Here is a 23,274-nt window from a genome sequence, read left to right as displayed (position 1 = left end):
GGTGCGGCTGCGTCAACGTGCAGTCCTTACCAAAACGTTGATTTCAGGCTTGTAACCGTAGATTTACCGATTCTTTTGCATCCGGCACCGTGGCAGGCGCAACATTGGCTGACCCTTCAAATCGCCCAGATTGAACCGGACTTTTTCAGCGCAGCCGGAGATTGAAATTCGTTAACCTTTTCAGGCTGTTGAGGATCGGACCGGTGAATGATTCGGCGGGTAGTGGCGTTTCCGGGCCCCTGTACACAAAGAGGCCGCCTTGCGGCGACCTCCCCTTCGTCGTTCCTTGCGGATCCGCGTCAGCCGTTGACGCTGTCTTTCAGCGCTTTCGCGATGGTCATCTTCACCACCTTGTCGGCTTCCTTCTTGAACTGCTCGCCGGTGGCGGGGTTGCGCACCATGCGCTCGGGGCGTTCACGGCAGTAGATCTTGCCGACGCCCGGAAGGGTCACGGCGCCGCCGCTCGACACTTCGCTGGTGATCAGGTCGGTGATCGCGTCCAGCGCTTCGCCGGCGGATTTCTTGTCGGTGTCCATTTTCTCGGCCAGCGCGGCGACGAGTTGGGTTTTGGTCATAGGCTTTGACATTGTTCTTTGTCTCCTTCGTCCGCCCGATTTCTTGGGCCTCAATCCGCATATTTAACGTGATGTGGTGTAGGAACACAATGAATAGCGGTCTCTGGCAAGCCCAAATCTGTTGTTTTTCGCTGTTTTTCACTGTTTTTACGGGTCAGAGGAAGGCGGTTTCGTCAAAAGACCGCAATTTCCGACTGTGCAACCGCTCCAGCGGCATGTCGCGCAGGGATTCCATGGCGCGGATTCCGATGCTCAGATGGCGCGCGACCTGGGTGTTGTAGAAGTCCGACGCCATGCCGGGCAGCTTCAGTTCGCCATGCAGCGGCTTGTCCGAAACGCAGAGCAATGTGCCGTATGGCACCCGGAACCGGTAGCCGTTGGCGGCGATGGTGGCGCTTTCCATGTCCAGTGCGATGGCGCGTGACTGGGACAGGCGCTGCACCGGGCCGGACTGGTCGCGCAGTTCCCAGTTGCGGTTGTCGATGGTGGCGACGGTGCCGGTGCGCATGATCCGTTTCAGGTCGTAGCCCTGAAGCTGCGAAACCTCTGCCACCGCCTGTTCCAGAGCGATCTGGATTTCCGCCAGCGCCGGGATCGGGGTCCAGACCGGCAGGTCGTCGTCGAGCACGTGATCTTCGCGCAGATAGGCATGGGCCAGAACGAAATCGCCGAGCGCCTGGGTGTTGCGCAGCCCGGCGCAGTGGCCGACCATCAGCCAGGCATGGGGCCGCAGCACCGCGATATGGTCGGTGGCGGTCTTGGCGTTGGACGGGCCGACGCCGATGTTGACCAGCGTGATTCCGGACCCGTCGGGGCGTTTCAGGTGATAGGTCGGCATCTGCGGCAGTTTCAGCGGCAGGTCGAAAGACGCCTCGGCGTCGGTGATCTCGACATTGCCGGTGCCGACGAAGCTGGAATAGCCGCTGTCCGGGTCGGCCAGCTGCGCGCGGGCGTAGCTTTCGAATTCGGACACGTAGATCTGGTAGTTGGTGAACAGGACGTGGTTCTGGAAATGCTCGGGGTCCGTGGCGGTGTAATGCGACAGCCGCGCCAGCGAATAATCGACCCGCTGCGCGGTGAACAGAGACAGGGCGCCGGTGCCGCTCGGCGCAGTATAGGTGCCGTTGACGATATCGTCATTTGTGGTGGCGAGATCGGGCACGTCGAACACGTCGCGCAGGATGAAATCGGCGGCGCCTTCCTGCGGCACCGTCAGGGTCGGGTCCAGCGCGACGGCGAAATGCACCGGGATCGGCGTATCGGAGGCCCCGATGGTCACGGAAATCCCGTGGTTGCGGATCAGGAGGCCGATCTGCTGGGTCAGGTAGGCGCGGAACAGGTCGGGGCGCGTCACCGTCGTCGCATAGGTGCCCGGCGACGCGAGGTGGCCGAAGCTGAGCCGCGTGTCCACATGCGCATAGCTCGATGTGGTCACCCGGATCTCGGGATAGAAGGCGCGGATGCGGTGCGCGGGCGCGCCGTCGCGCATGGCCGCGATGAACCGGTCGCAGAGAAACGACGTGGCCTGGCAGTAGAGCCGTTGCAGGTGGGCGACGGCCTCGGCCGCGTCGGTGAACTGTTCCGGCGGGGTTGGATCCGGGGTGAGGATGTCCAGCGCGGTCACGTTTCCAGCACCGGGATCTTTTCGAATGTGCGCACATCCACCAGACCCAGGTCCGAAATCCGCAGTTCGGGGATCACCACCAGGGCCAGCAGGGAATGCTGCATATAGGCGTTGTTCAGCGTGCAGCCACAATCGCGCATCGCGGCCATCATGCGGTCGGCGGCGCGGGCGACCTCGGCGGCGGGCGCGTCCGACATCAGCCCTGCGATCGGCAGTTCGACCAGCGCCAGTTCCGCGCCGTCGCGGAAGATCGTGATGCCGCCGCCGACTTCCGCAAGGCGGTTCGCGGCCAGCGCCATCTGGGCGCGGTCGGTGCCGACGACGATCATGTGGTGGCTGTCATGGGCCACGGTGGAGGCCATCGCCATCGCACCCGTGTAGCCAAAGCCCGACACGAAGGCATTGGTCACGCCGCCAGTGGCACGGTGGCGTTCCACCAGCGCGATCTGGCAGACATCGCCCGTGCCTTCCACCAGCCCGTCGCGCACCGGCAGATCGGCCTTGAGCGCCCGGGTCGGCGCCTGGTTCTCGACCACGCCGATGACGTTGGCCCGGGCGGTGTTGGCGCCTTCGGGGGCCTTGATGTCGAAATCTGCCGCCGTCAGCGCATGGCCCAGGTGGACGGTGTTGCGTGCGGCGTCGGGCCAGTGCAAATGCGGGCAGTCCACCAGTCCCTTGCCGTCCCGTGCGACGATGCGGCCGCGCGCGATCACGGTTTCGATCGGCAGGGTCACGAGGTCGGAGGTCAGGATCACGTCGGCCCGCCGCCCCGGCGTGATCGAGCCGATCTCGCGTTCCAGTCCGAAATGGGTGGCGGTGTTGATCGTCGCCATCTGGAGCGCCACCAGCGGGTCGCAGCCGCAGGCGATGGCGTGGCGCACCACCCGGTTCATATGGCCGTCATTGACCAGCGTGCCGGAATGGCAATCGTCGGTGCAGAGGATGAAATTGCGCGGGTCCAGCCCTTTTTCCGTGATCGCGGTGATCTGGGTCGCGACGTCATACCAGGCGCTGCCCAGCCGCATCATCGCGCGCATGCCCTGGCGGACGCGGGCGATGGCGTCGGCCTCGCAGGTGCCTTCGTGATCGTCTGCCGGGCCGCCGGCCACATAGGCGGCGAAGGCCGGTCCGAGATCGGGGCTGGCGTAATGGCCGCCCACGGTCTTGCCGGCGGTCTGCGTCGCGGCGATTTCGGCGAGCATCGCGGGGTCGGCATTGGCGACGCCGGGAAAGTTCATCATTTCGCCGAGGCCGACGATGCCGGGCCAGGTCATCGCCTCGGCCACGTCCTCGGGGCTGATTTCATAGCCGGTGGTTTCCAGCCCCGGCGCGCTGGGCGCGCAGGAGGGCATCTGGGTGAAGATGTTGACCGGCTGCATCAACGCTTCGTCATGCATCATCCGCACGCCGGGCAGACCGAGGACATTGGCGATCTCGTGCGGGTCGGTGAACATGCTGGTGGTGCCGTGCGGGATCACGGCGCGGGCGAATTCCGCCGGGGTCAGCATGCCGCTTTCGATATGCATGTGCCCGTCGCACAGACCGGGGATCATGTAGCGCCCGCCCGCCTCGATCACCTGCGTGTCCGGCCCGGTGCAATAGGCGGCATCCGGCACGACGCAGGCGATGCGTCCGGCGGCGATGGCCACATCGTGACCGGGCAGGACCTCGCGGCTGTGCACGTTGACCCATTGGCCGCCACGGATGACCGTGTCTGCGGGGGCGCGTCCGGCGGCGACGGCGATCAGGCGGGGGGCGGATTCGGCCCAGCTTTGGAACGGAGCATGTGTCATGGGGCAATTGTCCCGAATGCCGGTGCGGGCGCAACCCCTGCCGCGCGGCGGCCTTGTCAGGGCGGCGGTTTTGCCGGAAGCTGCGGCGATGGATTACGACACGATCAAGGCCGATGCCTTCGGCCGCAGCCTGCGCGGTGTCGGGCTCAATCTGCTGGTGCGCGACGTGCCGGCGGAATGCGCTTTTCTGAACGCGGTCTTCGGGATGCGGGCGCACCAGGTGTCGGCGGATTTCGCCATCGTGACCTATGGCGCGCAGGCGTTTCAGATCCATGCCGACCGCACCTATCATTCCAACCCGCTGCTGGGGCTGCTGCCGGAGACCCCGCCGCGCGGCGCGGGGATAGAGATCAGGCTTTACGACACCGACCCGGACGCGGCGGCGGCGCGGGCGGAAAACGCCGGCGCGGTGATATTGCAGGCGCCGGGCGACAAGCCGCACGGTCTGCGCGAATGCTATATTCTTTGCGACAACGGCTACGCCTGGGTGCCGAGCCGGCCGCTCTGATCCGCGGCCAGTTCGCTGCGCAGCCAGGCGGCGAAGGCGACCGTGCCGGGCGAGTATTCCGCCTGGGGCGACAGGATCAGGTAATAGGCTTCCTGCATCCGGGCGCGGTGGGCGAAGGGCGCGACCAGCCGGCCCGTGTCGATCAGGCGGCGGGCGATGGTGTCATGGGCCAGCGCCAGTCCGCCGCCGGCCTGCGCCACCGCCAGCGACACGGTGAAGGTGGTGGCGTATGTCACCGGCGGGTCGGACCATGGCAGCGACAGGTCCTCGGCCCAGGCGGTCCAGTTGCACAGCAGGTTGGAGCAGTCATAGAGCGGATGCATGGCCAGGTCTTCGAGCGTGACGGGGTAATCCGGCGCGCAGACCGGGTAATAGTGATCGTTCCGCAGCAGTTCCGTGCGGACGGTATCGGCGGGACGCAGGGAAAAGCGGATCTCGACATCGATCCCTTCGGCCATGTCGCGCGGTTCCCAGAGTTCGGTCGAGATGTTGAGCTGCACCTCGGGGTGGCTGGCGCGGAACCGGGGCAGGCGCGGGGCCAGCCAGTAGACCGCGAAGCTGAGGTTGGACTGCACCTGCACCACGTCCTGATCAGTGCCGGTCACGGCGCGGGTGCCGCGCGCCAGGGTGCGGAAGGCGTCGCGCACCACCGGCAGGTAGGTGAGGCCGGTTTCGGTCAGTTCCAGGGCGCGGGGCCGGCGGTGGAACAGCGGCCGCCCGAGGAAGGATTCCAGCGACTTGACCTGCTGGCTGACCGCGCTCTGGGTCATGTTGAGATCGCGCGCGGCACCGGTGAAGGACAGGTGGCGCGCGGCGGCTTCGAAGGTGCGCAGCCAGCCGAGGGGAGGCAGGGGGGCGTGCATGTCCATCACTCTGCCATAAGTAATGCTAATGGGAAAGCGGCGTTTTTTTCGTTCGCAATGCGGCGGGCGGACAGGCAGAGTCGGCGGCGACCCCAGGAGGACCCGATGACCGTCACAGATCTGCGCCCGAACATGGGCAACTGGCAGGAGCGCGTGGATCTTGCCGCCGCCTTCCGCTGGACCGCCCGGCTGAATATGCATGAAGGCGTGTCCAACCATTTTTCGCTCGCCATAAACGACGATGGAACGAAGTTCCTGATGAACCGCAACCAGGTGCATTTCAGCCGGATCAAGGCCAGCGATCTGCTGGTGGTCGACGCCAACGACCCGGATGCGCTGTCCGGCCCCGACGCGCCGGACCCGACAGCCTGGGGGCTGCACGGCGGCATTCACCGCCATTGCCCGCATGCGCGCTGCGCCATGCATGTGCATTCGATCCATGCCACCGTGCTGGCGTCGCTGGCCGACAGCCGCCTGCCGCCGATCGACCAGAACTGCGCCACGTTCTTCAACCGCTACGTGATCGACGAGAGTTATGGCGGGCTGGCCTTCGAGGATGAAGGCGAACGCTGCGCCGCGCTGCTGACCGATCCGAAGAAGAAGGTCATGATCATGGGCAATCACGGTGTCATGGTGATCGGCGACACGGTGGCGGACACGTTCAACCGGCTCTATTTCTTCGAACGCGCGGCGGAGACCTATATCCGCGCCTTGCAGACCGGCCGGCCGCTGCGGGTGCTGCCGGACGAGATCGCCGAGAAGACCGCCCGCGAGTTGGAAGACTATCCGGAGCAGGCGGACCGCCACCTGTCGGAACTGAAGGCGATCCTCGATCACGAAGGGTCGGATTACGCGCGCTGATCGCGGCACAAGGGACAGACCGGACATGCAATACGGATTGAGCGACGAACAGGAGATGATCGTCTCCACCGTCCGCAGCTTCGTGGAAAAGGAAATCTATCCGCACGAAGACCTGGTGGAACGGACCGGCGAGGTGCCGCGCGAGATCGCGCAGGAGATCAGGCGCAAGACCCTCGAACTGGGGTTCTATGCCTGCAATTTTCCGCAAAGCGTCGGTTGCGCGGGGCTGAGCCACCTGGAATTCGCGCTGGTCGAGCGCGAACTGGGGCGCGGGTCGATGGCGCTGAACCATTTCTTCGGTCGGCCGCAGAACATCCTGATGGCCTGTGAAGGGGAACAGGCGGAACGCTATCTGATGCCCGCCGTGCGCGGCGAGAAGATGGATGCGCTGGCGATGACCGAGCCCGGCGCGGGATCGGACGTGCGCGGGATGAAATGCGCGGCGGTGCGGCAGGGCGGCGACTGGGTGGTGAATGGCACCAAGCATTTCATCTCGGGCGCGGATCACGCGGATTTCGTCATCGTCTTCATCGCCACCGGCGAGGATCAGACGCCGAAGGGGCCGAAAAAGCGCATCACGGCGTTCCTGGTGGATCGCGGCACGCCGGGGTTCACGATCCGGGACGGCTACAGATCGGTCAGCCACCGGGGTTACAAGAACATGATACTCGAGTTCGACGATTGCCGGTTGCCGGACGCGCAGGTCCTGGGCGAGGTCGACGGCGGTTTCGCGGTGATGAACACCTGGCTTTATGCAACGCGGATCACCGTCGCCACGATGAGCGTCGGCCGCGCGCGGCGGGTCTTCGATTATGCGCTGAACTATGCCGCGGAGCGGGAGCAGTTCGGCCAGAAGATCGGCCGGTTCCAGGGCGTGAGCTTCCAGATTGCCGACATGATCACCGAGATCGACGCCGCCGACCTGCTGACGCTGGCCGCGGCGGACCGGCTGGACCAGGGGTTGCCCGCCAATCGCGAGATCGCGTCCGCCAAGCTTTTCGCCAGCGAGATGCTGGCGCGGGTGACGGATGCCGCGATCCAGGTTCACGGCGGGATGGGACTGATGGACGATTATCCGCTGGAGCGGTTCTGGCGCGATGCGCGGGTGGAGCGCATCTGGGACGGAACCAGCGAGATCCAGCGCCACATCATCAGCCGCGACCTGTTGCGCGCGCTGGGCGCATGAGGCGGTTTCGAATGGGCTGCGCCCATCCGACCGATGCGAGGGGCCAGCCCCTCGCGCTCCCCGGAGTATTTCCGGCAAGAGGAAGGAAGGACGGTTGCAGGCCGGGACGGTTCCCTTGGGCCGGCGCGCCCACCCGGGGTCGTGAGCGTGCCATCGCGCGGGGCAGGTCGTGACGCGCGATCTGGGTCGGCTGTTCAATCCGCGCAGCATTGCGGTCGTCGGGGGCGGCGCCTGGTGCGCGGCGATTGTCGGGGCGGCCCGGCGCATCGGTTATGACGGGGAGATTTTTCCGGTTCATCCGGAGGGCAAGGACATCGCGGGCATCCGCGCCCTGCGCCGGCTGGCGGATTGGCCCGGCCCCATCGATGCCGCCTTTGTCGGCGTCAACCGGCATGCGGCGATCGGGGTGGTGTCCGAATTGTCCCGCCTGTCCGCCGGCGGCGCGGTCTGTTTCGCGTCGGGGTTTTCAGAGTCGACGGCTGAGGATGCGGATGCGTCGGGGCTGCAGGCGGCGCTGGTTGCGGCGGCGGGCGGGATGCCGGTGCTGGGCCCGAACTGCTATGGTTTCATCAATGCGCTGGACCGGGTGGCGGTCTGGCCGGATCAGCACGGGATGGAACCCGTCGACCGGGGCGTGGCGATCCTCACCCAGTCGTCCAACATCGCGATCAACCTGACGATGCAGACGCGCGGCCTGCCGATCGCATATATGGTGACCTGCGGGAATATGGCGCAGACCAGCCAGGCGGAGGCGGCGATGGCGCTTCTGGACGATCCCAGGGTCACCGCCATCGGTCTGCATATCGAGGGCTTTGGCGATCTGCGCGGCTGGGAAGCGCTGGCGCACAAGGCGCGGGCGCGGGAGGTGCCGCTAGTCGCGGTGAAGGTCGGCGCGTCCGAGCAGGCGCGGAAGGCGACCGTGTCCCATACCGCGTCTCTTGCCGGCAGCGATGCCGGGGCGCAGGCGGTTCTGGACCGGCTGGGGATCGTCCGGGTGCGCGGCTTGTCCGACTTCCTGGAGACCCTGAAGCTTTTGCATTGCGTGGGGCGGCTGCCGTCCAACCGGATCGCATCGATCAGCTGTTCCGGTGGCGAGGCTAGCCTGATCGCGGACCTTGCGATGGCCCGGAACCTGGAATTTCCGCCCTTGCAGGCGGCGCAGAGCCAGGAGCTGGCGCGGGTGCTTGGGCCGATGGTGGCGCTGGCGAACCCGCTGGACTACCACACTTATGTCTGGCGGAACGCAGAGGCGATGGCCGGGGTCTGGACGGCGATGGCCGGGGATGAGGTCGCGCTGACCATGAGCATCGTGGACTATCCGCATACCGATGCGCGGGACTGGGACTGCGCGACCGAGGCCGCGATCGCCGCGCGCGCGCGCAGCGGCAGGCCCTTTGCTGTGGTGGCCAGCCTGCCGGAACTGATGCCGCCGGATGTGGCGCGGCGTCTCATGGCGGAGGGGGTCGTGCCGATGGCGGGGCTTGACGATGCGCTGGCCGCCGTCGCGGCGGCGGCGCGCCCGTATCGCCCGGAGACGGCGCCGATCCTGCTGCCGGGGGTTGCGGAACCGGATACCGTGCTGACCGAGGCCGAGGCGAAGGCGGCGCTGGCGGAACACGGGTTGCGCGTTCCGCGATCCTGCATCGCATCCGACCCGGATGAGCTGCGGCGCGCGGCGGATCGTCTCTGCCCGCCCTTCGCGGTGAAAGGGCTCGGTCTTGCGCACAAATCCGAACATGGCGCGGTCCGCCTGGGCGTGGCGGCGCAGGATGTCGCGGCCATCGCCGCGGAGATCGGCACCGGAAGCTTTCTCGTCGAAGAGATGATCGGGGATGGCGTGGTCGAGTTGATCGTCGGCGTGACCCGCGACCCGGCGCATGGGTTCGTCCTGACGCTCGGCGCGGGCGGGGTTCTCGCGGAACTGTTGCAGGATACGGTGTCGCTGCTGGTCCCGAGTTCCGATGCGCAGGTCGCGGCGGCGCTGAGCCGGCTGAAATGCGCCCGGCTGCTGTCCGGCTATCGCGGCCGTCCGGCGGCGGATACCGGCGCGATCCTGCAGGCCGTGAACGCGATCCAGTCCTATGTGATTGCAAATGCCGATACAGTTTCGGAAGTTGAGGTGAACCCGTTGATCTGCGTGCCCGACCGGGCGATTGCCGTGGATGCGCTCATCAGAAAGGCCAAGACATGTCCCCAGTGAAGACCGAACGCGATGGTGCGATCCTGCTTGTGACCCTGGACCGTCCCAAGGCCAACGCCATCGACCTGGAAACCAGCCGGATCATGGGCGAGGTGTTCCGGGATTTCCGCGATGATCCGGCGTTGCGGGCGGCGATCCTGACCGGCGGCGGGGAAAAGTTCTTTTGCCCGGGGTGGGACCTGAAGGCGGCGGCGGAGGGCGACGCGGTCGACGGGGACTACGGAGTCGGCGGCTTTGGCGGGTTGCAGGAGTTGCGCGGCATGAACAAGCCGGTGATCGCCGCCGTGAACGGCATCGCCTGCGGCGGCGGGCTGGAACTGGCGCTGAGCGCCGACATTATCCTGGCGGCGGAGCATGCGAGTTTCGCCCTGCCCGAGATCCGGTCCGGCACGGTGGCGGATGCGGCCAGCGTCAAGCTGCCCAAGCGCATCCCCTATCACATCGCGATGGAGCTGTTGTTGACGGGGCGCTGGTTCGACGCCGCGGAGGCGCACCGCTGGGGGCTGGTCAACGAGATCCTGCCGCGCGACCGGCTGATGGAACGGGCGCGGGAGCTGGCGCGGCTGCTGGCGAGCGGACCGCCTCTGGTCTATGCGGCGATCAAGGAGATCGTGCGTGACGCGGAAGACGCCAAGTTCCAGGATGCGATGAACCGGATCACGCGCCGCCAGCTGAACAGCGTCGATGTGCTCTATTCCTCCGAGGATCAGCTTGAAGGCGCGCGCGCCTTCGCGGAAAAACGCGATCCGGTCTGGAAAGGGCGCTGAACGTTCCCGGCGCGTAATGGGGCGCTGCCCCCGTCCGCCTGCGGCGGCCTCCCCCGGAGTATTTCCGCAAGAGGAAAGCCTCGGTTGGGCGGTCAGGCTTTCTCGAAAAGCGCGATGAAGGCCCTGTCGTCCCTGTGCGCGCCTGTCGCCCGCGGCCCGTAGATCGGCGTGTCCTGGAGGGTCAGGTTCCGGATGCGGTTTTCGGACAGGGAGTCAAAGGCGCCGGCGAACCCGGCTGAGTCATAGTGTTTCGCGTTGACGGAAAGCGCGAATTGAGCGCCGCGGCGGGCCACGCGCAGCAGTTCGCTCAGGGCCGAGGGGCCGACGTGGCCGGTGGTGAACGTGCCAGAGGAAACCACGCCGGAGTAGCTTTCGGCGGGGACCGGAATGCCCTTGTTCACATCGGCGGCAATCGCGTCGCGGTAGATGTCCTTGCGCATCGCCTGATCCAGCATCCGGGAACTGATGTCGGTGGCGTCCAGCGGGCCGACGCCCAGATCCGCCAGGACAGCGCCGCAAAGCCCGGTTCCCGCGCCGACGTCCAGAACCGGACCCTGTCCCCTGGCCGCGACGAAGGCCCGGGCCGTTTGAATGTGAAGGCGGTAATCCTCGCGCGTGGCGAAGGACGAATCGTAGTCTTCGGCCCATTCCTCGTAGAGCCGTTCGGAGTCTTCCGGGGTCCGCAGCGCATAGGCGGAGTCCAGATCTGGTCTTGTCCGGGTCATGGGATCATCAAAGGCTTAACGGGAGATTCGATCAACAGGCTTGTTGCCGGTGCTTGTATTTCCCGGCGGGGCGGTCGATCTAGGGGCATGACACGGACTCTGCTTTCCTTCGGCCATGGGTATTCCGCACAGGCCCTGACCCATCTGCTGATCCCGCAAGGCTGGACGGTGATCGGCACGACGCGGGACCCGGACAAGGCCGCGGCGCTTGGAGAAACCAGCGTGCGGCCGCTGGTTTTTCCTTCCGGCGACGGGCTTGAGGCGGTCGAGGCCGCGTTGGACGCCGCGACGCATCTGCTGGTTTCGGCGGGGCCGGGCAGGGATGGCGACCCGGTATTGGCGGTGTTGCGCGACCGGATCGCCGCCGTCGCGCCGAAGCTGGCCTGGGCCGGATACCTGTCGACCACCGGCGTTTACGGCGACAGGCGTGGCGGCTGGGTGGACGAGACATCGGAACTGGCGCCGTCCACCGCGCGTGGAAAGCTGCGGCAGGAGGCAGAGGAGGCCTGGCGCGCGATCGATGGATTGCCGCTGCATCTGTTCCGGCTCGCGGGAATCTACGGTCCCGGACGCGGACCGTTCGCCAAGGTGCGCGCGGGCAGCGCCCGGCGGATCGTCAAGGACGGGCAGGTGTTTTCGCGGATCCACGTGGATGACATTGCGCAGGTTCTGGCCGCCTCGATCGCTCGGCCCCGTCCGGGGGCGGTCTACAACCTGTGCGACGACGATCCGGCGCCGCCGCAGGATGTGATCGCCCATGCGGCGGAACTGCTCGGCTTGCCGGTGCCGCCGGCGATTCCGTTCGATGAGGCCGAGATGACCCCGATGGCGCGCAGTTTCTACGCGGAGAGCAAGCGGGTCCGGAACGACCGGATCAAGGACGAACTGGGGGTCGCCCTGATCTATCCAACCTATCGCGAGGGGCTGGCGGCGATGCTGGAAACGCCGGATCAGGTGTCGGAGAAATAATCTTCGTCCACCGAGCGAAGCACGTAGGTCCTGCGCGGTCTGACACCGACCTCGTGCTTGATCATCAGGCGCGCCAGCCGATCGCCGTTGATCAGCACGATCCGCTGCTGGACGCGCGCGACATAGTCCATCGCGTCCCGCGAGAAATCGGATGTGGTGACGAAGACGCCCTTGGTCGCGCCTTCGCCGGTCAGAGAGCCGACGAACGCGTTGAGCGCAGGACGACCGACCTTGTTGTCTGTCGCGTAGCGTTTGGCCTGAACATAGACTGCGTCAAGGCCCAGCTCATCTTCGTTGATGATTCCGTCGATGCCGCCGTCGCCTGACAGGCTTGTCTGCAGGCCCCGTTCCAGATCCCCGCCGCCGTAGCCCATCGCCAGAAGCAGATCGACAACCAGTCTTTCGAAGCGACTGGGAGACAAGCCGGCAACCGCCTGGAGAAGTTCCTTGGCCAACGCGTCTTCGATTTGGATCGCCGCGCTGTCGATCTCCTGTTCGGGTGTTTTAAGGTTAATCTGCTGTTCGAGAGGCGCATTACTTGTCTCGGAATGGTTCTTTGGCTTCGAACGATCCAGAAATGCTTTGAAGCCGGAAAACTCTCCTAGGAATTTGTTGTCGATCCGCGTTGGCGGAGCGGACAAGACCTTCTTTCCCAAGCCTGTCGTTTGAAAATGACCCCGTTTGGCTGCCTCCACGAGACCGGCTTGCGCCATATAGTGTCGCGCCCAATGAATCCGGTTTGAGATCAGCGTTTGTTTGCCGCTGGGCAGCATCTCATTCAAATCCTCTTGGGAGAGTTCAAAGTCTTCGGCGATGGGTGCGATACAATCCCGTACCGTGGCATGCCCTTGATTGATGAGCTTCAAAACCGGCAACATCAGTGTCTGATAATCGGGAACCGGCATCAGGCGCGTTTTTCCCCGATCGAGGCAATACCGAGCATGGCCAGCACCCTGGTTTCGATCTGTTCGGCGTTCATGCCGGCGACCGCGTACATGTCTTCCGGGCTGGCCTGGTCGATGAAGATGTCGGGCAAGACCATCGAGCGGAACTTGAGGCCGGTGTCGAACACGCCTTCTTCCGCCAGCAGCTGCGCCACGTGGCTGCCGAACCCGCCGACGGCGCCTTCCTCGATGGTGAGCAGCGCCTCGTGCCGCGCGGCGAGGCCGAGGATCATCTCCTGGTCCAGCGGCTTGGCAAAGCGGGCGTCGGCGACCGTCGGGGCGATGCCTTTGGCGGCCAGCGCCTCGGCTGCTTTCTGCACCTCGGCGAGCCGGGTGCCGAAGGACAGGATCGCCACGCGCTTGCCGTCCCGGATGATCCGGCCCTTGCCGATCGGCAGGATCTCGGGGGTCTCGGGCAGTTCCACGCCGACCCCTTCGCCGCGCGGATAACGGAAGGCGATGGGGCCGTCGTCATGGGCCGCGGCGGTGGCGACCATGTGCACCAGTTCCGCTTCGTCCGCCGCCGCCATTACGGTGAAGCCCGGCAGGTTCGCCAGGTAGGCGATGTCGTAGCTGCCCGCGTGGGTCGCGCCGTCGGCCCCGACCAGCCCGGCGCGGTCGATGGCAAAGCGCACCGGGAGCCGCTGGATCGCCACATCATGCACCACCTGGTCGTAACCGCGCTGCAGAAAGGTCGAATACATGGTGCAGAACGGTTTCATCCCGCCGGCGGCCAGCGCCGCCGAGAAGGTCACCCCGTGCTGTTCGGCGATGCCGACGTCGAAACAGCGGCTCGGGAAGCGTTCGGCGAAAAGGTTCAGCCCGGTGCCGTCTGGCATGGCGGCGGTGACGGCGACGATCTTGTCGTCGGCAGCCGCGAGTTTCGTCAGGGTCTTGCCGAAGACGCTGGTGTAGCTGGGCGCGTTGCTCGCGGTCTTTTTCTGTTCGCCGGTCAGCACGTTGAATTTCGCGGTGGCGTGGCCCTTGTCGCGGGCTTCTTCCGCGGGGCCGTAGCCCTTGCCCTTCTTGGTTAGCACATGGATCAGGATCGGCCCGGTGGCCCGCGCCCTGACGGTGCGCAGGACCGGCAGAAGCTGGGTCATGTCGTGGCCGTCGATGGGTCCGACATAGGAAAATCCCAGTTGTTCGAACAGCGTTCCGCCGATCGCCATGCCTTTCAGCATGTCCTTGGCCCGTTTCGCGCCTTCGCGGAAGGGTCCGGGCAACAGGGACACCGCGCCTTTCGCGGCGGCTTTCAGGTCCTGGAACGGTTCCTCGGCATAGAGGCGCGACAGGTAGGACGACATGGCGCCAACCGGGGGGGCGATGCTCATCTCGTTGTCGTTGAGGATCACGAACAGGCGTTTCTTGAGATGGCCCGCGTTGTTCATCGCCTCGAAGGCCATGCCGGCGCTCATCGAGCCGTCGCCGATCACCGCGATGGCGTCGCCGATCCCTTCCGGTGTCACGCCGCCGAGATCGCGGGCCACGGCAAAGCCGAGCGCGGCGCTGATCGAGGTGCTGGAATGGGCCGCGCCGAACGGGTCATAGGGGGATTCGCTGCGCTTGGTGAAACCGCTCAGCCCGTCCTTCATCCGCAGGGTGCGGATCCGGTCGCGCCGTTCGGTCAGGATCTTGTGCGGATAGCACTGGTGCCCGACATCCCAGACCAGCTTGTCGCGCGGCGCGTCGAACACCGCGTGCAGGGCCACGGTCAGTTCCACGACGCCAAGCCCGGCCCCCAGGTGGCCGCCGGTCACGGAGACGGCCGAGATGGTTTCAGAGCGCAGTTCGCCCGCCAGCTGGACCAGTTGCCGGTCGTTCAGTCGTTTCAGGTCCGCCGGCCGGTGTATCTGATCGAGCAGGGGCGTTTGCGGTCTGTCGGGCATCTGCGCCTCCATGCGGGGCAAGTCAGTTTTCGCGCGAGATAACGAACCGGGCGGCCTCGCGCAAGGTTTCCGCCTTTGTTCCGTAGGGGGCCAGCGCCGCGCAGGCTTCGGCGATGAGATCGGTCGCGCGGGCGCGGGCGGCGTCGATGCCCAGAAGGGACACGAAGGTGGCCTTGCCGGCCTCCGCGTCCTTTTGCAGCCGCTTTCCGGCCTTCTCGGCATCTCCTTCCACGTCCAGAATGTCATCGGCGATCTGGAAAGCAAGGCCAAGCGCCCGTGAATAGTCCCGCAGCGGCGTGATGTCCGCCTGTGCGAGGCGCGCGCCGGCGCAGGCCGACCATTCGATCAGCGCCCCGGTCTTGCCCGCCTGCAAGGCGGTAATCTCGGCGAGCGTCAGCGGACGTTCGGCGGTTTCCGCCGCCATGTCCAGGGCCTGCCCCAGCACCATGCCACGCGCGCCAGCGGCCCGCGCCAGCGTCAGCGCCAGCTCCGCGCGGACCTCCGCCGGTCCGCAATCGGGGTGGCTCACCAGTTCGAAGGCGAGGCTTTGCAGAGCGTCCCCGACCAGGACCGCCGCGCCTTCGCCCCATGTGACATGGACCGTGGGCCGCCCGCGGCGCAGGTCGTCGTCATCCATGCAGGGCAGGTCGTCGTGCACGAGGGAATAGGCGTGCAGGGCTTCGATGGCGGTGGCGGGCCAGATGGCCTGTTCCGGCCCGATCCCGTGCAGCCGGGCCGATTCCAGCACCAGGAAGCCGCGCAGGCCTTTCCCGCCCTTGAGCGCGTATCGCATGCCCTCGACGACGGGCACCGGGTCGAAGCCGCCAAGGACGCTGTCGAACCCGGACTGAATCCGATGGGCGGCGTCCGCCAGGCGGTCGTGGAACATCTACTTTCCTTCGACGGGCGTGGTTCCTGTCGGGTTGCCGCTGCCGTCCAGCGTGATCGCGGCGACCTTTTCCTCGGCGCGCTTGAGTTCGTCCTCGCAGCGTTTCTTCAGCGCGGCGCCACGTTCGTAGAGGGCGATGGACGCATCCAGTTCGACATCCCCGCGTTCCAGCTTGTCGACGACGGATTCCAGTTCCTTCATGGCCTGTTCGAAACTCAGATCGGAAACGGGGGTAGCAGTCATGTCGCGGCCTTCATCAATTCTTGCACATGCGCCCGCGCCGACGCGGACAGGGCGTTCAGATCATAGCCGCCTTCCAGAGTCGAGACCACCCGGCCCTGGCACAATTCATCGGCCAGCCGGCAAAGCTCGGCGGTGATCCAGGCGAAATCCTCGACCTCCCAGTTCAGGTTGGCCAGCGGGTCGTCGCGGTGGGCATCAAAGCCGGCGGAAATCACGATCAGCTCCGGTTCGAAGGCCCGTAGGCGGGGAAAGGCGAGGGATTTATAGGCCTCCCGCATCTCGCGACCGCCGGATCCGGGCGGCAGCGGAATGTTCAGGATGTTGTCGAAGGCCCCGGTTTCATTCGCGTTGCCGGTGCCGGGAAACAGCGGAATCTGCTGGCTGCTGATCAGCAGGGTCCTGGGTTCGTTCCAGAGCAGGTCCTGGGTTCCGTTGCCGTGGTGCACGTCGAAATCCACCACGGCGACGCGGTTCAACCCGTGGTGGTCCAGGGCGTGCCTGGCCGCCAGCGCCGCGTTGCCGAAAAAGCAGAAGCCCATCGCCGTTTCCTTCTCGGCGTGATGTCCGGGCGGGCGCACCGCGGCGAAGGCGTTCGGGGCCTCGCCGCCCAGCACCATGTCCACGGCCCGCACCGCCGCGCCGGCGCCCCGGAAGGCGGCATCGAGCGATCCGGGCGACATCCATGTGTCCGCGTCGATGGCGCGTTCGCCCGTTGCCGGCAGGGCGCGGCGCAGATCCGCCAGATAGGCGGCGGGATGGATGCGCAGGATGTCGTCATCCGCCGCCATCGGCGCGGTCACACGGTTCAGGTCCAACGGTTCCAGCGCGTGCAAAAGGTGCTCCAGCCGCGCCACCCGTTCCGGATGCCCGTCCGGCGTCACGTGGTTCAGGCAGTCCGCATGGGTGATCAGGGCGGTTTTCGTCACTGTTCCGTCAATCCTTTCTTGCGAGGCCGGTGCGCGCGACGTTGGGTCATGCCGCGCGCGGCGCCGCGTTTCAATCGGGTGCCAGCATGTAGCCGGCACCGCGCACCGTCTGAAGGTAGCGCGGCTGTTTCGGGTCGGTTTCGATTTTGCGGCGCAGCCGGGTGATCTGCACATCCACGGCGCGTTCCTGCGCCTGTCCGCGGTCCCGTCCCAGATCCTCGACCAGCTTGGTGCGGCTGACCGGTTCGCCCGGACAGGCCGAGAAGATCTTCATCAGCTGGCTCTCGGTGGCGGTCAGCCGGATCAGGTCCTCGCCCTGCCACAGTTCTCCGCGCTCGATGTTGTACCGGATCGGCCCCAGTTGCAGGATCTTCGGGACCGTTTCTTCGACCGGCGTTTCCGGCATCCGCCGCAGGATCGCGTTGATCCGCAGCAGAAGCTCCTTGGGTTCGAACGGCTTGGCGAGGTAATCGTCGGCCCCGGCTTCCAGTCCGGCGATCCGGTGTTCGGTTTCGCCCCGCGCGGTCAGCAGCAGGATCGGCGTACTATGCGTTTCGCGCAGGGACCGGGTCAGGCTGACGCCGTCTTCGCCCGGCATCATCACGTCCATCACGATCAGGTCGAAGTCCAGCCCGGACAGCACCCGCCGCGCATGCGCCGCGTCCCGCGCGGCCGTCACCAGGAACCCGTGACGCAGCAGAAACTTCTTGAGCAGGTCGCGGATTCGTTCGTCGTCATCGACGATCAGCAGATGGGCGTCGAGGTCGGTCATCAGGCGCCGTCCCGCAATTTCGTGTAGGCGCGGCGCATGTCGGAATCCATCATCGCTTCCAGAACCTGTTTGAACCCGGCGACCGCCTCGGGGCCGGCCTCGCGGAAGGCGGCGCGCATGCGCGCGCGTTGCGCGTCGCTCAGCTGGCCTTCGAGCGCCCGGCCCGGGTCGGTCAGGAACAGGTGGCGTTCGCGCTTGTCGCTGGTGCCGACGCGGCTTTCCACCAGCCCATCGGCGATCAGCGTCCGCAGCACGCGGTTCAGCGATTGCTTGGTGACGCCCAGGATCGCGAGCAGGTTGTTCACCGTCGTGCCCGGAGCGCGGTTGATGAAGTGAACCGCCCGGTGGTGGGCGCGGCCATAGGCCATCTCGCCGAGAATCCTGTCCGGGTCGGCGGTGAAGCCGCGATAGGCAAAGAACATGGCCTCGATGCCCTGCCGCAATTGTTCATCGGTCAGGAACAGCAGGCTTTCGCCGCCATAGACCTGTGCCGAACGCCCGTCTGACATGATGAGCCTCTTCCCTGATTTCACGCAGCATACGTCAGCCTTGTTGACATTCCAAGAGCGAAGCGGTATCGAATCGCAGATTTGACGCAATTTTATGACCGATGTGGACATAACTGCGCAATAAATGAAAAACACAGGTTCCGGAGGATGAACAATGTCAGGATATGACGACCGCGACGGCCAGATATGGATGGACGGCCAAATGATCGACTGGCGGGATGCGAATGTGCATATCCTGACCCATGCGCTGCACTATGCCAGTTCCGTGTTCGAAGGTGAAAGGGCCTATAACGGCAAGATCTTCAAATCCCGCGAACATTCCGAGCGTCTGCGCCGGTCCGCCAACATGATCGATTTCGAGATCCCCTATACCGTGGATGAAATCGAGGCGGCCAAGATCCAGGTTCTGGAAGCCAGCGGCCTGAAAGACGCCTATGTGCGGGCCATCGCCTGGCGTGGCGCGGGCGAAGACATGGGTGTCGCATCGGCCCGCAATCCGGTGCGCCTGGCGATCGCGGCCTGGGAATGGGGCGCCTATTACGGCGACGCCAAGATGAAGGGCGCGAAGCTGGATATTTCCAAATGGAAGCGTCCAAGCCCGGAAACGATTCCGTCCCATGCCAAGGCCGCGGGCCTTTACATGATCTGCACCATGTCCAAGCACGCGGCAGAGGCCAAGGGCTGTTCGGACGCGATGATGTTCGACTACCGCGGCTATGTCGCCGAAGCGACCGGCGCAAACATCTTCTTCGTCAAGGACGGCGAAGTGCACACGCCCGATCCGGACTGCTTCCTGAACGGCCTCACGCGCCAGACGGTCATCGGGATGCTGAAGGATCGTCAGGTCAAGGTGCATGAACGCCATATCATGCCCGAGGAACTGGAAGGGTTCGAACAGTGCTGGCTGACCGGCACCGCGGCCGAGGTCACTCCGGTCGGGCAGATCGGCGACTACAATTTCGAAGTCGGCGCGCTGACCCGCGAGATCGCGCAGAGCTACGAAAAGCTCGTGCGCCAGTAAGGCGGTTCCGGAACCTGCCCGGACCCCGGCGGCAAGATTTCGTCGGGGTTGCTTCATGGAGGCCCGCCCCGTGCCCCCGCCCGCCGGGCGGGGCCGGGTGGGATCAGAAGGCGGCGATCCGTTCGATGACCCAGAAAGCGGCGGTGCTGCCGATGACGTAGCTGCTGACACGGGTGAGCCGCGGTCCGTTGCGCGCCATGACCGGCACCACCCGGCGCGCCAGATGGCCCACGGTCAGGATCAGTGCGATGAACAGGAGCTGCCCCAGTTCGACCCCTATGTTGAAGGACAAAAGCGCCAATGGAATGTCGTCTTGCGGCAGGCCGATCTCGCGCAGCGCCCCGGCAAAGCCCAGCCCATGGATCAGGCCGAACCCGAAGGCGACGAGCGCCGGGAAACGCTCTGCCGCCGGATCGCGGCGTTCTGGCGGCAAGGCCAGTTCATAGGCGAGGAAAACGATCGACAGCGCGACGACCACCTCGACCGGGGCGGATGGCAGCCGCAGCCAGCCGAGCGTCGCCGCCGCCAGCGTCAGGCTGTGCGCCAGAGTGAAGGCGGTGATCGCCCAGATCAGGCGGCGCGGCTGCCCTACGAGCAGGAGCAGCGCGAAGACGAAGAGCAGGTGATCGAGGCCTTCGAGGATATGCGTGACGCCCAGCGAGACGTAACTGGCGAAGACCGCGCCACGGCCGGGGTCGGAGGGCACGGTGAAGTCTGGCGCGCTTGCGGTCAGGCGCTGGGTCCGGGCCTGTCCCGGCGCCAGTTCGTAGCGGACCAGCACATCGGTGCGGGTGCGTTCCAGCCCCTCGATGCGGATCGTGACCCCGGCGAGCCCGTCGGGGCATGTGGCCATGAAGGACGCGACCCAGGCCCGCCCGTCAAACGCCGGCGCGGGGGACGGGGTCTGTTCGCAAGCGTTCGAAAGCCGCGGCGCGATCGGCATCGGGCGGCCGTTCACGTCGGGCATCCGCCAGTAGACCCGCCACTGTGCCGCGTCTATCGCGGAGAGTTCGAGGTATCCGGGATCGAGCGCGTGCGCTGTCGGCGCCGACGGTTGCAGGGTTGCGAGCAGCAGCAGGGCGAGGGCCGCGAGCCGCCTCATGGCCGCTCTTCCCCGTCTTCCCCCGGCAGGTCCAGCGTGTAGCGGCGCAGAAGCCCGTCTGTGTAGGCCGCGCGCATCTTGCGCGCCTGCTCGGAACGCCAGTCGGCGAGGACCCGGTCGCGCACCGTGTCCAGCGCGGGCGCTGCGGTCTCCTGCACGGTCTGGACCATGACCAGGTGACGGCCATATCCGCTTGTCACTGGCCCCGACCAGAGTTGTGGCGGAAGGGCCGCAACCGCCGCGCCGAATCCGCCGCCAAAGACCCGCTCGATGGCCGGAACGGGCATGCCGTCCATGGATGGCGGCAGCATCGTCGCCTGTCCGACGCCGGAGGGATCGGCCCCCTGCGCCAGTGCCGCCCGCAGCGCGTCGATTTCTTCCGCATCGGCATCCTCGGGCAACAGGACCTGCGCGAAGCCGAGCATGGCAGGGCGGGCGTAGCGGTCCCTGTTGTCGTCGTAAAAGGCGCGCAGCGTCTCGTCGTCCGGTGTCATCGCGGCGGCGGGCGCCTCGGCGAGGAATTCCATCTTCGTGCGCAGCCGGTTGCGGATGATCGCGTCGCCCTGGTCGAGCCCGAGGGTCAGGGCCTCGCGCACCATAGCCTCTTCGACCGCCCAGTCGCGCACCAGCCCGCGGGCTTCGGCTTCGGTCGGCGGACGTCCCCAGGCGGCGGTGAACGCGTCGGCAAGCCGATCCGCCTCGGTTTCCGAAAACCGCAGAACATCGTCGCGGGGGGGCTGCGCACCGGGAGGGTTCATAAGGGCGTAGAGACCGAAGACCAGGCCGCCCAGAATGAAGAAATGCAGGAGCGGCGAGCGGATGATGGACTTGATCGTCATGGTCTTTTCGTTTCTTGCGCCGCGCGGCGTCCCGGAAAAGCCGCCCGCGCCGGCCATGCGATGGATGGAGGCGTCGCGGCGCCCGGAGCGTGCCCGACCGTCACCGCCGTTGCCGCGTTCCCCATGGATCAATCGTTTTGAACATACCAGATCGGCGAGGTATAGGCACGCTCCGTCACGGTCATTGGAACATCTTCCGAAAAGTTCGCATCCTTGAAGTAGGCGGCGTCATAGGCCGTCCAGCGCGGTGTCGGAATTTCGATCACGCGGGCGTAGTAAAAGGCTTTCTGCGCCGGATCGAATTCCGGGTCCTGCCAGACCGCGATCAGTTCGGGCGCGCCGATGGTGTTGGTCCAGGTTGCGTTCCCGACATCGACCGTGTTGCCCACCGGGGGCAGCTTGCCCTCGGCGTCGGGCTGCCGGTCGCCGGACCAGACTACGTCGTAGATCCGTTCCCGCATCCCGCCCCCGGCATCGAGCCAGCCCTTGACGATCTGGATGCGGTCGAGATTGCCCGAGATCGGATCCTTCAGGGCGGCGACGAGAAAGCTGGGGGCGGCGCCTTCGGGCGCCGGGGGCAGATCGCCGCCCATCGGGACGCCTTTGCCATAGCCGACCGTCGCGGGGTCGCGGCGCTGCGCGTCTTCGGCGGTGAAGTCCCAGCCGCCGAAGAAGCGGACGAAGGGCCGCGTGCCGGTAGTGCCGTAGACCTCCTTGCGCTTCATCGCGTCCCAGATCGCCGCGCGGGTGTTTTCCTTTGCCCAGACGGCGGTGAGGCCCGAGGCGCCGAGTTTCCAGTCCTTGACCGTGCGCCCGTCGAAATCGAAGGCGTTGCCGGTCGAGCGTTCCGGTCCGGGTTCGCTGGCCGGGAACTTGCCGAAGAAGTTGTTCTCCTCGGTCGAGGAAATGCCCGTATGCGCATCGGTCGATCCGACCAGGCCGAACTTGAACGGGTTGGTGCCGAACTCGCTTTCGAGCGCCAGGCCGCGTTTCAGCGCCTCGCGGGCATATTCGTAGTCGAGCATCCCCGGTTCCTTGGGCACCACGTTGAGGTTGCCCGCATCCCAGATCTCGAAATCGGCGAATTCATCGGCGGGGGCGAGGCTGGGATGCTGTTCGGATGTCCCTTTTCCTTGCGTGACTTCGTAGAGCGGTTCCCACCGCGCGCGGTTCATCGCCCATTCGGCGTCGATGGGTTCGCCGTCGGGGGTTTCGGTGGCGAACATCAGGCCGTTGGACAGGTTGCCGTTATGCGGGATCGCCAGCAACCGCCCGCCGGTCTCCTCCTCGTAGGCCGCCATCCAGTTCCAGAGTTCGCGCGGAAGCTCGGTGTCGAATGTGGTCAGGGGGCGGACCATGTCGGCCTTGTCCTTGCCGTCCCGGTAGATCACGTTGCGGTGCAGGTTGTTGCCGCCGCCGTAGTTCGATGTCCATTCGTAACCGATGATGGCAGAAAAGATGCCGGGCTGGTTGTGGCTCTCGACGATCCGCGTCATTTCGCGCCACATGTCCATCTGTGTGGTGGTGTCGGTCATTGCGGGCGGGATCCTGCCCTCCCCCTGCAGGGTGATCATCTCCATGACCACGGCGGTCGCGGCCTCGCCGCCCTTTCTCATCTCGTCGTGCCAGCGCTTCAGGGTCGGGTCGGACATGAAGGCGGGATCGCCCTCGTAGATGCTGGCGACGACGCCGAGCGCGTCGGAGTGATCGGCGACCACGATCCAGTCATAGGGCCGCGAGAGCCTGACCTGCTGACCCGTGTTCGAGGTGATCTCGGCCCCCTTGGCATATTTCAGGGCATCGTCCGGACCGACCCGTGTGCCGCCGCCGAACGCATCGGGCGACCAGGAGGTGTGCAGGTGCTGTTCGCCCCAGAGCGGGCGCGAGGGAAAGCTGCGCCCGGCATAGGGCGAATAGCCCGGCTGGTTGAAGAATCGCTCGATGCCGGCCGGGTCGATGGTGCCGGCGTCGGTCGTGACCTGGGCCGGCAGCGGCGAAGCAAGCAGGGTCGTCGAAAGCAGCAGCGAAACAAAGCGTTTGGTCATTGTATGTCCTTTTCACCTGTCGGG

Annotated in this window: 22 protein-coding genes; 7 read left to right on the top strand and 15 right to left on the bottom strand. The window is 66.0% G+C overall.

Features of this window, described 5'->3' with window-relative positions:
* Window positions 1-299: 299 nt before the first annotated feature.
* From QO034_RS18360 to ade, 3 genes are all read right to left on the bottom strand, one after another.
* Entirely contained in the window at window positions 300-587 is a 288-nt protein-coding gene (locus tag QO034_RS18360; protein ID WP_284486990.1) for an HU family DNA-binding protein, read from the bottom strand.
* 142 nt (window positions 588-729) lie between these two features.
* Window positions 730-2,190, bottom strand: a complete 1,461-nt coding sequence (locus QO034_RS18355; protein WP_284487007.1) for an AMP nucleosidase — start codon at window positions 2,188-2,190, stop codon at window positions 730-732.
* A gap of 5 nt (window positions 2,191-2,195) precedes the next feature.
* Window positions 2,196-3,992 (bottom strand): adenine deaminase, encoded by a 1,797-nt coding sequence (ade, locus tag QO034_RS18350; protein WP_284486989.1) that lies wholly within the window; start codon window positions 3,990-3,992, stop codon window positions 2,196-2,198.
* Window positions 3,993-4,080: 88 nt separating this feature from the next.
* Between ade and QO034_RS18345 the strand changes: the two genes are divergently transcribed.
* The gene (locus tag QO034_RS18345; RefSeq protein ID WP_284487006.1) at window positions 4,081-4,500 is read left to right on the top strand and encodes a VOC family protein; all 420 of its coding nucleotides are present in this window, start codon (window positions 4,081-4,083) and stop codon (window positions 4,498-4,500) included.
* Here QO034_RS18345 and QO034_RS18340 read toward each other — a convergent pair.
* A complete protein-coding gene (locus tag QO034_RS18340; protein ID WP_284486988.1) occupies window positions 4,470-5,363 on the bottom strand; it encodes a LysR substrate-binding domain-containing protein in 894 nt (297 codons plus the stop codon). The two genes, QO034_RS18345 and QO034_RS18340, sit on opposite strands and share 31 nt — an antisense overlap.
* A 105-nt stretch (window positions 5,364-5,468) precedes the next feature.
* Between QO034_RS18340 and QO034_RS18335 the strand changes: the two genes are divergently transcribed.
* From QO034_RS18335 to QO034_RS18320, 4 genes are all read left to right on the top strand, one after another.
* The gene (locus tag QO034_RS18335; protein ID WP_284486987.1) at window positions 5,469-6,224 is read left to right on the top strand and encodes a class II aldolase and adducin N-terminal domain-containing protein; all 756 of its coding nucleotides are present in this window, start codon (window positions 5,469-5,471) and stop codon (window positions 6,222-6,224) included.
* Window positions 6,225-6,249: 25 nt separating this feature from the next.
* The gene (locus tag QO034_RS18330; protein ID WP_284486986.1) at window positions 6,250-7,410 is read left to right on the top strand and encodes an acyl-CoA dehydrogenase family protein; all 1,161 of its coding nucleotides are present in this window, start codon (window positions 6,250-6,252) and stop codon (window positions 7,408-7,410) included.
* Window positions 7,411-7,579: 169 nt separating this feature from the next.
* The gene (locus QO034_RS18325; RefSeq protein WP_284486985.1) at window positions 7,580-9,610 is read left to right on the top strand and encodes an acetate--CoA ligase family protein; all 2,031 of its coding nucleotides are present in this window, start codon (window positions 7,580-7,582) and stop codon (window positions 9,608-9,610) included.
* Entirely contained in the window at window positions 9,598-10,377 is a 780-nt protein-coding gene (locus QO034_RS18320; protein ID WP_284486984.1) for a carnitinyl-CoA dehydratase, read from the top strand. Before QO034_RS18325 ends, QO034_RS18320 begins: the two co-directional genes overlap by 13 nt.
* Before the next feature lie 92 nt (window positions 10,378-10,469).
* Here the strand turns inward: QO034_RS18320 and QO034_RS18315 are convergent, their stop codons facing one another.
* Window positions 10,470-11,102 (bottom strand): class I SAM-dependent DNA methyltransferase, encoded by a 633-nt coding sequence (locus QO034_RS18315; protein ID WP_284486983.1) that lies wholly within the window; start codon window positions 11,100-11,102, stop codon window positions 10,470-10,472.
* 87 nt (window positions 11,103-11,189) lie between these two features.
* Between QO034_RS18315 and QO034_RS18310 the strand changes: the two genes are divergently transcribed.
* A complete protein-coding gene (locus QO034_RS18310; protein ID WP_284486982.1) occupies window positions 11,190-12,071 on the top strand; it encodes an SDR family oxidoreductase in 882 nt (293 codons plus the stop codon).
* On the opposite strand, the gene QO034_RS18305 is transcribed toward QO034_RS18310, so the two are convergent.
* From QO034_RS18305 to QO034_RS18275, 7 genes are all read right to left on the bottom strand, one after another.
* A complete protein-coding gene (locus tag QO034_RS18305; protein WP_284486981.1) occupies window positions 12,053-12,976 on the bottom strand; it encodes a restriction endonuclease in 924 nt (307 codons plus the stop codon). The genes QO034_RS18310 and QO034_RS18305 overlap by 19 nt on opposite strands.
* Window positions 12,976-14,904, bottom strand: a complete 1,929-nt coding sequence (dxs, locus tag QO034_RS18300) for a 1-deoxy-D-xylulose-5-phosphate synthase (protein WP_284486980.1) — start codon at window positions 14,902-14,904, stop codon at window positions 12,976-12,978. Before dxs ends, QO034_RS18305 begins: the two co-directional genes overlap by 1 nt.
* 22 nt (window positions 14,905-14,926) lie before the next feature.
* Complete coding sequence (locus QO034_RS18295; protein WP_284486979.1) at window positions 14,927-15,793, bottom strand: polyprenyl synthetase family protein; 867 nt, start codon at window positions 15,791-15,793, stop codon at window positions 14,927-14,929.
* A complete protein-coding gene (locus QO034_RS18290) occupies window positions 15,794-16,036 on the bottom strand; it encodes an exodeoxyribonuclease VII small subunit (RefSeq protein WP_284486978.1) in 243 nt (80 codons plus the stop codon).
* On the bottom strand, window positions 16,033-16,962 hold the full coding sequence (locus tag QO034_RS18285) for a histone deacetylase family protein (RefSeq protein WP_284486977.1): 930 nt from the start codon (window positions 16,960-16,962) through the stop codon (window positions 16,033-16,035). Before QO034_RS18285 ends, QO034_RS18290 begins: the two co-directional genes overlap by 4 nt.
* A gap of 70 nt (window positions 16,963-17,032) precedes the next feature.
* Complete coding sequence (locus tag QO034_RS18280; RefSeq protein ID WP_284486976.1) at window positions 17,033-17,734, bottom strand: response regulator; 702 nt, start codon at window positions 17,732-17,734, stop codon at window positions 17,033-17,035.
* Entirely contained in the window at window positions 17,734-18,243 is a 510-nt protein-coding gene (locus QO034_RS18275) for a MarR family winged helix-turn-helix transcriptional regulator (RefSeq protein WP_284486975.1), read from the bottom strand. Before QO034_RS18275 ends, QO034_RS18280 begins: the two co-directional genes overlap by 1 nt.
* A gap of 154 nt (window positions 18,244-18,397) precedes the next feature.
* On the opposite strand from QO034_RS18275, the gene QO034_RS18270 reads away from it, so the two are divergent.
* On the top strand, window positions 18,398-19,264 hold the full coding sequence (locus QO034_RS18270; protein WP_284486974.1) for a branched-chain amino acid aminotransferase: 867 nt from the start codon (window positions 18,398-18,400) through the stop codon (window positions 19,262-19,264).
* A 103-nt stretch (window positions 19,265-19,367) separates the two neighbouring features.
* Here the strand turns inward: QO034_RS18270 and QO034_RS18265 are convergent, their stop codons facing one another.
* The 3 genes from QO034_RS18265 to QO034_RS18255 all read right to left on the bottom strand — a co-directional run bounded on the left by QO034_RS18265 (window position 19,368) and on the right by QO034_RS18255 (window position 23,250).
* The gene (locus tag QO034_RS18265; RefSeq protein WP_284486973.1) at window positions 19,368-20,366 is read right to left on the bottom strand and encodes a HupE/UreJ family protein; all 999 of its coding nucleotides are present in this window, start codon (window positions 20,364-20,366) and stop codon (window positions 19,368-19,370) included.
* Window positions 20,363-21,205, bottom strand: coding sequence for a peptidylprolyl isomerase (locus QO034_RS18260; protein WP_284486972.1), 843 nt, complete (start codon window positions 21,203-21,205; stop codon window positions 20,363-20,365). The genes QO034_RS18265 and QO034_RS18260 overlap by 4 nt, the downstream gene beginning before the upstream one ends.
* Window positions 21,206-21,333: 128 nt before the next feature.
* Window positions 21,334-23,250 carry a DUF3604 domain-containing protein gene (locus QO034_RS18255; RefSeq protein ID WP_284486971.1) on the bottom strand — a complete coding sequence of 639 codons (1,917 nt, stop codon included), beginning with the start codon at window positions 23,248-23,250 and terminating at the stop codon, window positions 21,334-21,336.
* Window positions 23,251-23,274 lie beyond the last annotated feature (24 nt).

Source organism: Sedimentitalea xiamensis (assembly GCF_030164465.1).
GTDB classification, from domain to species: Bacteria; Pseudomonadota; Alphaproteobacteria; order Rhodobacterales; family Rhodobacteraceae; genus Sedimentitalea; species Sedimentitalea xiamensis.
The sequence above is the reverse complement of the archived record's forward strand: the minus strand, read 5'-3'. Positions and strand labels throughout refer to the sequence as shown.

Bases quoted from the DNA above. Each gene is read 5' to 3' on its own strand.
- QO034_RS18315 (WP_284486983.1), bottom strand. From the start codon at position 11,102: ATGACCCGGACAAGACCAGATCTGGACTCCGCCTATGCGCTGCGGACC.
- QO034_RS18335 (WP_284486987.1), top strand. From the start codon at position 5,469: ATGACCGTCACAGATCTGCGCCCGAACATGGGCAACTGGCAGGAGCGC.
- QO034_RS18275 (WP_284486975.1), bottom strand. From the start codon at position 18,243: ATGTCAGACGGGCGTTCGGCACAGGTCTATGGCGGCGAAAGCCTGCTG.
- QO034_RS18270 (WP_284486974.1), top strand. From the start codon at position 18,398: ATGTCAGGATATGACGACCGCGACGGCCAGATATGGATGGACGGCCAA.
- QO034_RS18290 (WP_284486978.1), bottom strand. From the start codon at position 16,036: ATGACTGCTACCCCCGTTTCCGATCTGAGTTTCGAACAGGCCATGAAG.
- QO034_RS18280 (WP_284486976.1), bottom strand. From the start codon at position 17,734: ATGACCGACCTCGACGCCCATCTGCTGATCGTCGATGACGACGAACGA.
- dxs (WP_284486980.1), bottom strand. From the start codon at position 14,904: ATGCCCGACAGACCGCAAACGCCCCTGCTCGATCAGATACACCGGCCG.
- QO034_RS18360 (WP_284486990.1), bottom strand. From the start codon at position 587: ATGTCAAAGCCTATGACCAAAACCCAACTCGTCGCCGCGCTGGCCGAG.
- QO034_RS18260 (WP_284486972.1), bottom strand. From the start codon at position 21,205: ATGACGATCAAGTCCATCATCCGCTCGCCGCTCCTGCATTTCTTCATT.
- QO034_RS18340 (WP_284486988.1), bottom strand. From the start codon at position 5,363: ATGCACGCCCCCCTGCCTCCCCTCGGCTGGCTGCGCACCTTCGAAGCC.
- QO034_RS18320 (WP_284486984.1), top strand. From the start codon at position 9,598: ATGTCCCCAGTGAAGACCGAACGCGATGGTGCGATCCTGCTTGTGACC.
- QO034_RS18310 (WP_284486982.1), top strand. From the start codon at position 11,190: ATGACACGGACTCTGCTTTCCTTCGGCCATGGGTATTCCGCACAGGCC.
- QO034_RS18255 (WP_284486971.1), bottom strand. From the start codon at position 23,250: ATGACCAAACGCTTTGTTTCGCTGCTGCTTTCGACGACCCTGCTTGCT.
- QO034_RS18265 (WP_284486973.1), bottom strand. From the start codon at position 20,366: ATGAGGCGGCTCGCGGCCCTCGCCCTGCTGCTGCTCGCAACCCTGCAA.
- QO034_RS18305 (WP_284486981.1), bottom strand. From the start codon at position 12,976: ATGCCGGTTCCCGATTATCAGACACTGATGTTGCCGGTTTTGAAGCTC.
- QO034_RS18345 (WP_284487006.1), top strand. From the start codon at position 4,081: ATGGATTACGACACGATCAAGGCCGATGCCTTCGGCCGCAGCCTGCGC.
- QO034_RS18330 (WP_284486986.1), top strand. From the start codon at position 6,250: ATGCAATACGGATTGAGCGACGAACAGGAGATGATCGTCTCCACCGTC.
- ade (WP_284486989.1), bottom strand. From the start codon at position 3,992: ATGACACATGCTCCGTTCCAAAGCTGGGCCGAATCCGCCCCCCGCCTG.
- QO034_RS18295 (WP_284486979.1), bottom strand. From the start codon at position 15,793: ATGTTCCACGACCGCCTGGCGGACGCCGCCCATCGGATTCAGTCCGGG.